This is a genomic window from Faecalibacterium taiwanense (assembly GCF_036632915.2).
Classification (GTDB): Bacteria; Bacillota; Clostridia; order Oscillospirales; family Ruminococcaceae; genus Faecalibacterium; species Faecalibacterium taiwanense.
This window is the reverse complement of sequence record NZ_CP155552.1, coordinates 132,780-145,091: the sequence shown is the minus strand read 5'-3', so window position 1 is coordinate 145,091 and position 12,312 is coordinate 132,780. Positions and strand designations below refer to the sequence as shown.

At 60.5% G+C, this 12,312-nt stretch carries 11 protein-coding genes; 5 read left to right on the top strand and 6 right to left on the bottom strand.

Annotation, left to right across the window (positions count from 1 at the left end; translation table 11 throughout):
* Positions 1–30 precede the first annotated feature (30 nt).
* Positions 31–1,353 carry an ABC transporter substrate-binding protein gene (locus PXT33_RS00660; RefSeq protein ID WP_097774088.1) on the top strand — a complete coding sequence of 441 codons (1,323 nt, stop codon included), beginning with the start codon at positions 31–33 and terminating at the stop codon, positions 1,351–1,353.
* Between the two features lie 365 nt (positions 1,354–1,718).
* Here PXT33_RS00660 and PXT33_RS00655 read toward each other — a convergent pair whose 3' ends face one another.
* Genes PXT33_RS00655 through PXT33_RS00635 form a run of 5 tightly spaced genes read right to left on the bottom strand, consistent with a single transcriptional unit; the run spans position 1,719 to position 5,269 of the window.
* Entirely contained in the window at positions 1,719–2,375 is a 657-nt protein-coding gene (locus tag PXT33_RS00655; protein WP_332375752.1) for an HAD family hydrolase, read from the bottom strand.
* Between the two features lie 21 nt (positions 2,376–2,396).
* Positions 2,397–3,749 carry a PH domain-containing protein gene (locus PXT33_RS00650; RefSeq protein WP_332375751.1) on the bottom strand — a complete coding sequence of 451 codons (1,353 nt, stop codon included), beginning with the start codon at positions 3,747–3,749 and terminating at the stop codon, positions 2,397–2,399.
* On the bottom strand, positions 3,746–4,177 hold the full coding sequence (locus PXT33_RS00645; RefSeq protein WP_005937098.1) for a hypothetical protein: 432 nt from the start codon (positions 4,175–4,177) through the stop codon (positions 3,746–3,748). The genes PXT33_RS00650 and PXT33_RS00645 overlap by 4 nt, the downstream gene beginning before the upstream one ends.
* On the bottom strand, positions 4,174–4,839 hold the full coding sequence (locus PXT33_RS00640; RefSeq protein WP_118529207.1) for a TrkA family potassium uptake protein: 666 nt from the start codon (positions 4,837–4,839) through the stop codon (positions 4,174–4,176). The genes PXT33_RS00645 and PXT33_RS00640 overlap by 4 nt, the downstream gene beginning before the upstream one ends.
* A gap of 16 nt (positions 4,840–4,855) precedes the next feature.
* Positions 4,856–5,269: a TrkA family potassium uptake protein gene (locus tag PXT33_RS00635; RefSeq protein WP_005937093.1), complete on the bottom strand. Its 414-nt coding sequence runs from the start codon at positions 5,267–5,269 to the stop codon at positions 4,856–4,858.
* A gap of 283 nt (positions 5,270–5,552) precedes the next feature.
* Here PXT33_RS00635 and PXT33_RS00630 point away from each other — a divergent pair, with 283 nt between their 5' ends.
* Both PXT33_RS00630 and PXT33_RS00625 read left to right on the top strand, forming a co-directional pair.
* On the top strand, positions 5,553–6,353 hold the full coding sequence (locus tag PXT33_RS00630; protein ID WP_005937089.1) for an undecaprenyl-diphosphate phosphatase: 801 nt from the start codon (positions 5,553–5,555) through the stop codon (positions 6,351–6,353).
* Between the two features lie 588 nt (positions 6,354–6,941).
* Complete coding sequence (locus PXT33_RS00625) at positions 6,942–8,066, top strand: DUF362 domain-containing protein (protein WP_097776767.1); 1,125 nt, start codon at positions 6,942–6,944, stop codon at positions 8,064–8,066.
* A 78-nt stretch (positions 8,067–8,144) separates the two neighbouring features.
* On the opposite strand, the gene PXT33_RS00620 is transcribed toward PXT33_RS00625, so the two are convergent.
* On the bottom strand, positions 8,145–8,756 hold the full coding sequence (locus PXT33_RS00620; RefSeq protein WP_332375750.1) for a hypothetical protein: 612 nt from the start codon (positions 8,754–8,756) through the stop codon (positions 8,145–8,147).
* Positions 8,757–9,004: 248 nt separating this feature from the next.
* Here PXT33_RS00620 and PXT33_RS00615 point away from each other — a divergent pair, with 248 nt between their 5' ends.
* Positions 9,005–10,552 carry a PTS transporter subunit EIIC gene (locus PXT33_RS00615; protein WP_332375749.1) on the top strand — a complete coding sequence of 516 codons (1,548 nt, stop codon included), beginning with the start codon at positions 9,005–9,007 and terminating at the stop codon, positions 10,550–10,552.
* 778 nt (positions 10,553–11,330) lie between these two features.
* Positions 11,331–12,308 (top strand): tRNA glutamyl-Q(34) synthetase GluQRS, encoded by a 978-nt coding sequence (gluQRS, locus tag PXT33_RS00610; RefSeq protein WP_332375748.1) that lies wholly within the window; start codon positions 11,331–11,333, stop codon positions 12,306–12,308.
* The last annotated feature ends 4 nt before the right edge of the window (positions 12,309–12,312 follow it).

Sequence of the window (12,312 nt, the reverse complement as noted above, 5' to 3'; positions counted from 1 at the left end):
GTTTTTTACAAACAGAATTGGAGGACAATTATGAAAAAGATCTCTCGCAGAAGCTTCCTGAAGGCATCCGCTGTTCTGGGCAGCGCAGCTGCTCTGACCGCCTGCGGCGGCTCTTCCGCTTCCACCAGCACTGCAGCATCTACCAGCACCGCAGCATCCGGCAGCACTGCAGCAGCCAGCGGTGATACCATCAAGATCGGCACCATCTACGCAATGTCCGGCGGCAACGCAGCCATCGGCGAGAACATCCTGCGCGGCATCGACTTCGCAGTGGATGAGATCAACAAGGCAGGCGGCGTGAACGGTCAGATGCTGGAAGTTGTCCGCGGTGACCACGCAGGCGACGCAGCCACCGGTAAGTCTGAGGCAGAGCGCCTGATCACCCAGGAAGGTGTCAACGTCATTATGGGCTGCCATATGTCCGTTGTTACCGAGGTCGTGGCTCAGGTCTGCCAGCAGTACGGCATCCCCATGATCACCGCTATCTCCACGCTGGACCGTCTGACCGACGAGGACCACAAGGACTACGATTACTTCTTCCGTCTGTGCCCGCTGAACTCCGTCTACGTGGAAGATATGCTGAAGTATCTGCAGGACTCCAAGGAGCAGACCGGCAACGAGATCAAGAAGGTCGCCATCTTCACCGATAAGGCTGCCATCGGTCAGGAGCTGATCCGCTGCGTCAACCTGTTCGCACCCGATTACGGTCTGGATGTTGTGGCCGAAGTGGACTACAGCTCCAACGCTACCGACCTGTCCTCTCAGGTCCTGGCTCTGAAGCAGGCTGATCCCGATGCCATCCTGTGCGACTCCTACATCGGCGACGCTACTCTGTTCGTCCAGACCCTGAAGGAGCAGAACTACAAGCCCAAGATGATCGTTGCCAAGGCAAACGGCTTCACCGATCCTTCCTTCATCCCCAACCTGGGCGCATCCGCAAACGGCGTGGCTTCTGTTGTCGAGTTCAACCCCGACCTGACCAACGGCGTGGAGATCAACGAGGACTTCAAGAAGGTCTACAATGTCAACATGAACGGTCACTCTGCTGAGTCCTACACCGTTGTGTGGCTGTTCAAGACCGCCATCGAGAAGGCTGGCTCCACCGACGGTGCTGCCGTCCGCGACGCTCTGGCAGAGCTGTCCATCGACGGTGCATTCGAGGGCGGCCGCAAGATCGTTCTGCCCTACTCCAAGATCGAGTTCGCTCCCGAGTACGAGATCGGCGGCGCAAAGCACTACCGTGACAACACCTACGCTTCTGTTGCTATCGCACAGGTGCAGGATCAGGAGTGGAAGACCGTCTGGCCCTTCGAGTTCGCTTCCTCCAAGATCCAGGAAGTCACTCTGGGCTGATAAAGTTACCCCAAAGAACACAAAAGGCGAGCCGTCCAATGGGCGGCTCGCCTTTTGCGCATTGTTTCCTGTGCAGAGCGTATTCGAGTGGGGAGGCTGATAATCCCAAAGCAGTAGGCTCCACCCCAAAAAGCTGGAGATTCCCGCCTGTTCGGCGTGAAGATCTCTTAACCGCTTTTTGGGGTTCCGCCAATCAGAAGTCGCTGCGCGACGGCCGCAGGCCGACAGCAGCAGATGCCGCTTCCCGCCACGACCCTCCCCGTGAAAAAGCAGCTCAGAAAAATCCGCAGATTTTTCTGAGCTGCAAATAAAAATAAATTTTCCGCTAAACATGCCCAGAGTAAAACGGAGGGCATTCTAAATCGTCAACCCTTCTGGATATAGGTAAAAATATCCTCCGGCACCGCTGCCAGTGCATCCGCACCGGCAGCGGTCAGTTCTGCGCGGCCCCGGAAGCCCCACAGCGCGCCCATGGCGGGCAGTCCGGCATTGTGTCCGGTGAGGATGTCCACATCGCTGTCGCCCACAAATAGGGTGGCAGAGCGGTCTGCACCGATCTCGTCCATCAGCGCATACAGCCCGGCGGGGTCCGGTTTGGTGGGCACGCCGGGCCTGCTGCCGCGCACAGCGGCAAAGCGGCCTGTGCCGAAATAGTGGGCGATGATCTTGCCGCAGAGCGGGTCGGCCTTGTTGGAGAACACTGCGCACTGAACACCCTGTGCCCGCAGCTCGTCCAGCAGCTCCGGGATGCCGGGATAGGGGGCCGTCTTGTCCTCCTTGTGGGCGTCGTACCGGGCAGTGAATTCAGCCAGCGTGGCCGCCAGCTGCTCCGGCGTGCGGGCATTTTCCGGCGAAAAGCGCTCCACCAGCTTCGGGATGCCGTTGCCCACCATGTGCTTGAACTGTTCCGCCGTAAAGGTGGGCCAGCCGTGCTGTGCACACACCCAGTTGCCTGCATCGGCAAGGTCGTCGATGGTGTTCAGAAGGGTGCCGTCCAGATCGAATAATACAGTTTTTATCACAGAAAAAGACTCCTTACAGTTTCAGAAAAGTAAAAAAGGCAGTTCGCTGCACTTTACGCTGCGCACCCTGCACTTCACCCCGCCCGGAAAGGTGAGGGTGAGGTTCGTGCGGCGCACCGCCGCGGCCCATGGCGACTGCAGGGCCGTCAGGGCCGGAACAGGGCAGAGCACGCAGATGTCGTGCAGATGGAAGCCGTGCTGCCAGCGCAGGGTCAGACGGCCGTTTTGCAGCCAGATGCCCTCTTTGCGCCAGCCGTTGTACGCACCCACCAGCAGGGCGGCAAACACAGCAGTGACCACCAGCAGCGGCACCGTAAGCGCAGGCAGGGTGTAGCGGGATACCGCTGTCAGCAGCAGGCACAGCCCGCAGGGGATGCCGGCAGGCAGAAAAAACGCCGGGATGCTGCGGCCTGCGGTGTCCACCGGCGCTTTTGGCGGCAGGACAAAGCCGGGCAGAAGCTCCTGTAGAAAAGGGCCGTCCTCCCGCCAGACCAGAAGCGGGATCTCCGGCCGGCAGCTGCCTGCCGTGACGAACACCGGGCAGCAGCCCAGCGCCCATGTGGCAGGCGAGCGGCGCAGGTCCGCATAGCTCAGATGTTCCAGCGCAAGGCGCATCTCATACCGGCGCACAAAGCCGCCCCTGCTGCCAAGGTGACTCTCGGTGCGCCACACGGTGTAATGGGCCGCATGGGCCGCACTGCGCACAAGGCTTGCGCAGAACAGCACACCGCCCAGCACCAGCAGCCATGCTGTGCCCATGGGCAGCCAGCGCGCCGCCCACGCCGCAATGCGGTTCAGGTGGGCAAAGGCCGCCGTCTGGGCATCCGGCGCATAGGGCCTGCTCTGTTTGATGGCCAGCGCCAGCAAAGCAAGAGTGGAAAGGCCGTTGGCACCCAGCACCGCAAAGGCCAGCTTTTCGCCGCCGCGCGGGGTGTGGGCCACAGCATCCCGGCGCGGCATCATGCGGTCAGCTAAAAACTGCGCGTTCTGCGCGCTCAAAAGCAGGGTCAGGGTGCGCTTCTGCCCGGCAGGGTACAGCACCACCCGGCTGGCACCGGCCAGCCGGTAGAGCAGGGGCCGCTCGATGGTGAGCGCTGCCAGCTGGCTGGCTTTCAGGCAGCGGTCCAGCCGCACGCCCAGCCGCCAGCGCACCCGCAGGGTTCCCTGTGCATCCACCCGCCAGCGGCCTGCGTGCAGCACGGCGGCGCTCACAGCGGCAAGCACTGTCAGCAGCGCCGCGCCCTGCACCAGAGCCGTACGCAGCGCCGCCCAGTTGCGGGCAAACAGCACCTGCAAAAGCGGCAGCAGATACAGCAGGATGGTCTTGCGCAGAAAATGCAGCACCGCAAACGGGTGGAAGCCGCGTTCGGTCATGGCGTTTCCTCCATCAGCACTGCGGCAAGGGCCTGCGCCTGCAGGGCATCCACGCCCGGCAGGAACAGCTGTACGCCCGGGCCGTGCACCACCAGCACGCTGCACCCGGCCAGCCACAGAAGCGGCGTGCGCAGGGTCCACACGCCAGTCACGGCCCGGCGGGGAAGCTGCCGTGTGATGGGAACGGCGATACCGGCCCGCACGGCAGTGTTCCGGGCGGTGAGCACTGCGGTAAAGCTGCAGGCTCTTGCCCACGCGGCGAACACAAGGCACACCCACAGGGCACAGAAAATACACCCGGCAAACAGGCTCTGCCAGAACACAAAAGGCGCGCAGAACACGCCGGGAACAGCGGCCCAGACGCACAGCACGGCCCGGCCCTTGGGCGGGATGATCAGCGCCGTGCGCAGCAGGTCACGTTCGGTCATTTTCCGGAAAGGCCCCAGGCATCCATCAGCAGGTGCAGGGTGTCATCCTGCGTCAGGCAGAGGATGCGGTCCCACGGCAGTAAGGTGGTGTTGCCGTGGGGGATGATGAACTCCGCATCGCGGGTGATGCACACCAGAATGACGTCGCCCGGCATGGGGATGTCCTTGACCGCCTGCCCTGCAAACTGGAAGTTCTCCGGCAGCAGGATCTCGTTCAGGCTGGCAGTGCCGCCGCCCAGCGAGAGCAGCTGGCGGATGGTATCCGTCTCGATCTCGCGCTCAAGGATGTGGCTCAGGTTGTCGGTGCCGCACACTACGGTGTCCACGCCTAAGGTGTGCAGCAGTTCGCGGTTCTTGGGGTTGGAGGCTCGGGCCACAGTGCGGTTCACGCCAAACTCCCGCTTTGCGATCTGGCAGGCCACAAGGTTGTTCTCGTCCGCACCGGTCACGGCCACAAAGGCATCGCAGCTGGCAACGTCGGCCGTGCGCATGGTGTCAAAGCTGATGGCATCGCCGCAGATCACCGGGATATCCAGCGAATCGGCCAGCGAACGGCACAGCATTTCCTGCGGTTCAATGATGGTCACTTTGTGGCGGTGGGCCAGCAGGCTCTGGGCCAGATACATGCCCACCTTGCCGCCGCCTGCGATACAAACTTTCATATGCTTCCCTCACTTTTTACTTTGCCAGTGCGCGGAACACCGATTGCTCGGTGAGCACCGTGGGGCAGATGGTGTCGATCTCGTAAGCCTTGTGGTACAGCACCTGCAGGTGCGGGTCGGACACGCGGCAGATCACCTTCTCACGGCGGAAGATGCTTTTTGCGATCTGTGCCGCCATCAGGTTTACCGAGTCGTCCTCGCTCACAGCGGCCACGGCATCGCAGCTGTCAATGCCGCCCTGCCGCAGGGTATCCGGGTCGGTGGGGTCGCCCACCAGAGCCGTGCCGCCAAAGCTGTAGTCGTCAAAGGCATCCAGACGCTTGAGCTGTTCGGGATCCTTTTCGATCAGCGAGATATCATGGCCGATGCGTTCCAGATCGCGGATGAGGGAAGCCCCCACCTGGTCGCAGCCGATCACCAGAATATTCATATGGATTCACCTCGTTGTAGAATGGTTCAACAAAAATACCAAGGGTGTTTAAACTCTGTTTTGATTTGCGGATAAAATAGAAGGAAAAGGGTCTTTGCATCAGTATAACACATTTCCCAGCGCAGTAACAGCCTGCAGGGCAAAAGTGGCGGCGGGCGTAAAAATTTTCGCATTCTGCGTGCGTGCAGAGACATAGTATGGTATACTGGAAGAAAATAAGCTGCTGTGCCTTTGTGCACAAGGAGGGGTACTTACGTTTTTTGAGATCATCAAAGCCATCCTGATGGGCATTGTGGAGGGCATTACCGAGTGGCTTCCCATTTCGTCCACCGGTCATATGATCCTGCTGGAACAGATCATCAAATTCAACGCAAGCGAAGAGTTCATGTCCATGTTCCGTGTGGTCATCCAGCTGGGTGCCATCATGGCCGTGGTGGTGCTGTTCTGGGGCAAGCTGTGGCCCTTTGGCATGAAGCAGGGCAGGGTCATTTCCAAGCCCAGCGTGTGGAACCTGTGGTTCAAGGTGGTAGCGGCCACGATCCCGGTGCTCATCATCAGCCCGCTGGACGACTGGATGGAAGCTCACTTCTACAATTACATCACGGTTGCCGCGATGCTCATTCTGTACGGCGCGCTGTTCTTTGTTGTGGAGAACCGCCGCGCCGCGCCGCACGTGAGCCGGCTGGAGCAGATCACCTACCGTGATGCCATCATCATTGGCCTGTGGCAGTGTCTGGCCATCATTCCGGGCACCTCCCGCTCCGGTGCCACCATCGTGGGCGGCCTGCTGCTGGGCCTGTCCCGCGCCTGTGTGGCAGAGTTCACCTTCTATCTGGCCATCCCGGTCATGGCGGGCGCATCCCTGCTCAAGGTGGTCAAGTTCGTTGTCGGCGGTTCTGTGATGACCGGCACCGAGGTGGCCGTGCTGGCAGTGGGCTGTGTGGTGGCCTTCGGCATGAGCCTTGCCGCCATCCGCTTCCTGATGGATTACGTCAAGCGCCACGATTTCAAGTTCTTTGGTGCCTACCGCATCGTGCTGGGCATCATCGTGCTGGCAGTGGCGGCTGCGACGGCCATCTTCTGATTTGGAATGCTTTCCGCACAGAGCGTAGTCGCGTGTTTAAGGTTTCATGCCTTTTGCAAGATGCATCGCCGCCGGGAATGTTCTCTTTTGCGTGCCAAAAGAGAACCAGAAAAGCACCCGCTACTTTCGAGGCGCGGGAGGCACGAACTAGGGGCTGCTCGCCCCTAGTGACCCCAAAGCTGTTGGGCTCCATACAAAAAATCCAAGCCGCTCCGCTAAAGGATTTTTTGTGTTCCGCCGATTTTGAGTCGCTTGCGCGACGCGCCGTGCGGGCAAGTTTGTGCTCCGTCTGCTGCGCGAACGCTTCCGCAGGGAGCCGGCGCTGCAAGATGCCGCTGCCCGCTACGACTCTTTCCCGTGAAAATTGAAAGCCGGAAATCCGCAGATTTCCGGCTTTCTTTCGTTAGGAAATGATAGTTCCGCTAAATATGGCCAGAGCATCAGCGGAGGCCATTTTGATCGTGGGACGTGGAGGGTGTGCCCGCCGCCCTTTACGACAGCACTTTTTCTTTGCAAAAAGATGTGCTATACTACAAAACAAGAGAGTATGCGGCAGCGTGCCGCGCAAACAAAATGGAGGAAACTGCTATGGAAGCATCCAAGGTCTATTATACAGATTTCCGCTGTCCCGTGGGCACCAGCCTGCTGGACAAGCTGCGCCGCGTGTGCATCGCCGCCGGGATCAAGGATATTGATATGGATGGCAAGTTCGTTGCCATCAAGATGCATTTCGGTGAGCTGGGCAATCTGGCATTCCTGCGCCCCAACTACGCCAAGGTGGTGGCTGACCTGTGCAAGGAGCAGGGCGGTCTGCCGTTTCTGACCGACTGCAACACCCTGTATCCGGGCAGCCGCAAGAACGCACTGGAGCACCTCACCTGCGCCCAGCTGAACGGCTTCTGGCCCATGACCACCGGCTGTCAGGTCATCATTGCGGACGGCCTGCGCGGCACCGATGAGGCAGAGGTGCCGGTGCCGAACGGCGAATACTGCAAGACGGCAAAGATCGGCCGCGCCATCATGGATGCGGACATCTTTATCAGCCTGACCCATTTCAAGGGCCACGAATCCACCGGCTTCGGCGGTACTCTCAAGAACATCGGCATGGGCTGTGGCTCCCGCGCAGGCAAGATGATACAGCATGCCGCCGGACACCCGGAGGTGCAGCAGAGCCTGTGCCGCGGCTGCCACCGCTGTGCCAAGGAGTGCGGCTCCGATGCCATTACCTACGATGCAAACAACAAGGCCGTCATTGACCAGACCAAGTGCAAGGGCTGCGGCCGCTGCATCGGTGCCTGCAACTTTGACGCCATCTATTCCCAGTGCGACAGCGCCAATGAGATGCTGGACCGCAAGATGGCCGAGTACGCGGCTGCCGTATGCGCAGGCCGTCCCTGCTTCCATGTTTCTCTGGTGCAGGACATCAGCCCCAACTGCGACTGCCACTGCGAGAACGATGCTCCCATCCTGCCGGATATCGGCATCTTTGCGTCCTTTGACCCGGTGGCGCTGGATCAGGCCTGCGCGGACGCCTGCCTGAATGCACAGCCGCTGCCGAACAGCCAGCTGGGCCAGAACCTTGCAAAGCCCGGCTGGAACTGCCACCACGACAACTTCAAGGATTCCAACCCCAATATCGAGTGGAAGGCCACGCTGGAGCAGGCCGAGAAGATCGGCATGGGCACCCGCCAGTATGTGCTGAAGAAGGTCTGATGCCGCAGGCGGCCCCAGCCTTTTCCGCAAAAACAAAAAGAAGCTGACCAGCCCGGTCAGCTTCTTTTTATGTTGGGTTCACTGGCCCGCTGCGGGCACGCAGTCGTCCAGCACGGTCTGCAGGGCCTGCCAGTTCTTCAGGGTGCAGCCGGGCAGGGTGTCCGGGTCAAGGCCGGCATCCTCAATGCGGCCAGCCATGCTGTCCTTGTCGCTCAAAAGGCTCAGCGCGTCCGGCTCGATCATCGTCCAGGCCTCGGCAAAGCTTTCCTGCTCATCAGCGTCCAGCGTGTCGTACCAGCTGTAGAAAGCTTCCTGCACGGCTTCCGGGGTGCGGGAGGCAAGGCGGGCGTTTTCTGCCCACTGCAGCAGGGATGTCGCTGCGATCACCGATTTGAGCGAGCAGCCGGAAACACCCGGCCCCCAGCCCAGACAAGGCTCAAAGGCGGCAGCGGTGCCGGTGATGGAGAAGATGGAGTTCTCGTCAAAATCGCCGGGGTTCAGGCCGGAGGTGTCGGCCCGGGTGGTGGAATCAGGCAGGTCTTCGCCGGAAGCAGCGGAGCTTGCAGAACTGCTTGCAGAGCTTGGCGCTTCGGAACTGCTGGCGGTTGAGCCGCCGCAGCCTGCCAGAATGCTGCAGGCCAGCGCTGCGCAGAGCAGCAGCGAGAGGATGCGGGTATATCTCAATTTCATAGTAGTGTCCTCCTTGAGCGGTGCCGCAGCCGGGCCGCAGCACTTCAAAACGATACACCCTAAGTATACGTTCTGCCGCGGCGGTTGTCAATCGGACAGCGCAGGACGAATTTCAAGCGGGAAATATGCACTCTGCACAAAGAAGAAACGCATTTTTGGGAACTTTGCATTCTTGACATTTTTTGCAAAAATCGGTTGACTACAAGTATAGTGTCTGCCCACGTCAACCGGAAAGGAGGGAAACGCCCATGAAGCACCGCATCACAGCCGCATTGGAGCGGTTCTCCCGCGCAATGCTGGCACCGCTGAGCTATCTTTCGGCGGCGGGCCTGCTGCTGGTGGTGGGCGCACTGCTTACCAGCGCGCCGCTGGCCGGGGTGCTGCCCTTTTTGCGGTGGGAGCCGGTGCAGCTGGCGGGCAGGATCATTTACAAATGCCTCACGGCGGTCATTTCAAATCTGAGCGTGCTGTTCTGCACCGGGCTTGCGGCGGCGCTGGCAAAGCGGGAAAAGCATCAGGCGGCGTTCATCGCCCTGATGAGCTATCTTGTCTACCTGACAGCGGGCAATGTAACGCTGACCGAGTTGGGCCTGCTGGCGCAGCCGGATGCGCTTACCGGCCTGTACAGCGCAGGCCAGACCATGGTGCTGGGCATCCAGACTGTGGATACCGGCGTGTTCGGCGGCATTCTGCTGGGCCTGCTCACCGCCTTTGTGTATGACCGCACCTGCGAAAAAGCCCACCGCGGCATTCTGGGCGGTGTGTTCTCCGGTGTGCGGTGGTCCTTTGCCTGCATGGCGGCACTGGCGGCGGTGCTGGGCTTTGGGGCCTGCTTTGTCTGGCCGCCTATCCAGAAGGCCATTGCGGCCGTCACTGGCTTCATTGCCGCTTCCGGCAATATCGGGTTGTTTTTGTACGGCTTTCTGGAACGGCTGCTCATCCCTACAGGGCTGCATCATCTGGTGTATATGCCGTTCCAGTTCTCGCAGCTGGGCGGTCAGCTTATGGTGGGCAGCGTCACCTATACCGGTGCCTATGTGGTCATGATGACCGAATATAACCTCGGCCTGCCGTTTTCGGATGGCATCGTGTGGATGTACACCGGCTTTACAAAGACCTTCGGCTACTTTGGCATTGCGGCGGCATTCATCTTCTGTGCCCGACGGGGCAGCCGCAAAAAGACTGCCCTTCAGCTGCTGCCGCTGGCCTTTACGGCATCGCTGGCTTCCATTACGGAGCCGCTGGATTTTCTGTTCTGCTTCTCGGCACCGGTTTTGTGGCTGGCGCACGCAGCCATCTCCGGCAGCTTCATCGTGCTGCTGCACCTGTGCGGAGTCACGGCGTTTACCTCGAACCTTCTGGGGTCGCTTGTGATGAACCTTTCCGCTGGTGCGGCCCGCACGAACTACCCGGTGCTGTATCTGCTGGGCCTTGCCCAGATCGCGGTGTATTTTGTGGTGTTCACTGTGCTCATCAAGGCGCTGGACCTGCCCACACCGGGCCGCCGCCCGGAAGAGCCGTCCCGGCCGGAAAAGGCCCTGCCGCTGGACGAGCAGGGAATAGAAAAGCTCATTGCGGCCTTTGGCGGGCGGGAGAACATCCGCACGGTGGACAACTGCTTTACCCGCCTGCGTGTCACGGTGAACGACCCGGCCTTCGTCAAGGAGCAGGCCCTGAAAGCCCTGCCCTGCAGCGGTGTGGTGCAAAGCGGCTGCGATGTGCAGATCGTGTACGGCATCCGCGCGCCGGAGGTGCGGCAGGCGGTGGAGCGGCGGCTTGGCCGGGTGGTCTGTTGACCTTTGGCGGACGGGCAACTATAATAGGGAAAAAGCGGCTTCCTGTGCAGAGCGTATTCGCGTGGATCAAGTTTCATGCCTTTTGTAAAAAGCATTACCGCCGGGTACGTTCTCTTTTGCGTGCCAAAAGAGAACCAGAAAGGACGGCGGTGCCCGCAGGGCATGAAAGCCCCAGTGGGGCTTTTAAGCCGCAGACCGGTTTGCGCAGCAAATGCCGCGTGTTCAGCGCGGCAAGGTCTCCGCTACTTTCGAGGCGCGGGAGGCGGCGGGTTGCGGCTCCCTGCGTCTGCTTTGTGCCTTGCGCGGCACTCGCATCCTGCAGGCCGCTGCCCCAACAGCTCCTCCCTGTTTCGGCCGCTGGCCGCGGTCGTTGCCGTTGCAAACTAGGGGCTGCTCGCCCCTAGTAACCCCAAAGCAGTTGGGCTCCATACAAAAAATCCAAGTCGCTCCGCTAGAGGATTTTTTGTGTTCCGCCGATTTATAGTCGCTGCGCGACGGCGATAAGCCGACAGCAGCAACATGCCGTTTCCCGTTACGACCCCTTCCCGTGAAAATGCGTTTGGAGCGCTCCGCAGAGCGCGACAAACGCGAACTTGTCGGGGCGAGGCCCCTCCATCTTGCTGACGCAAGACCGTTCGGTCGCTTAAAAGCCCCACTGGGGCTTTCATTGTTCCGCTTCGCTTCACAAACGCGAATATATAAAATAATATTTCCGCTGATATTGCCAAAGCGAACGCGTCGGCAATTTTAAATCGTCCAGCGGTTGAAAGGACCCCCAATGCAAAACCAAGCACATTGTGATAAATCGGAGATAATACCGCCAACCGGCCGCTTTGCACCCAGCCCCAGCGGGCGGCTGCATCTTGGCAATCTGGCCTGCAGCCTGTTGGCGTGGCTCAGCGCAAAAAGTCAGGGCGGGCGCATCGTGCTGCGCATCGAAGATCTGGATGCCGAGCGCTGCCCGCGCATCTATGCTGACCTGCTGGAACAGGATCTGGACTGGCTGGGCCTTGCGTGGGACGAGGGCGGCAGCACCGGCGGGCCGAACAGCCCCTATTACCAGAGTGAGTGCGCGGAGATCTACACCGCAAGCTACAAAAAGCTGGAAGAGCGCGCCCTTGTGTACCCGTGTTTTTGCTCCCGCGCCCAGCTGCACGCGGCCAGCGCGCCCCATACCTCGGACGGCAACGTGGTCTATCCGGGCACCTGCCGCGGCCTGACCGCTGCCGAAATTGAGGAAAAACGCAAAAAGAAGGCCCCTGCCTACCGTCTGATAGTGCCGGACGAGGACATCACATTTGTGGATGGCTGCATGGGCCCGCACACCGAAAATCTTTTGCATGACTGCGGTGACTTCTACCTGCGCCGGGCGGATGGCGTGTTCGCCTATCAGTTGGCCGTGGTGGTGGACGATGCCCGCATGGGCGTTACCGAAGTGGTGCGCGGTTCAGACCTGCTTTCGTCCACGGCACGGCAGCTGTATTTGTACCGCCTGCTGGGCCTGCAGGCACCGGGGTTTGCCCACTGCCCGCTGCTGCTGGCCCCGGATGGGCGGCGGCTCTCCAAGCGCGACGGCGACCAGAGTCTGGAAAACCTGCGGGAAAAGTATATCGCGCAGGAGATCGTGGGCAAGCTTGCCTACGCCTACGGCCTGCAGCCGGAGCCTGCGCCCCGCACACCGGAAAGCCTGATTAAGGACTTTTCCTGGGCAAAGGTGCCAAAGCAGGATGTCTGCCTGCCGGAGGATCTGTTCTGAACAA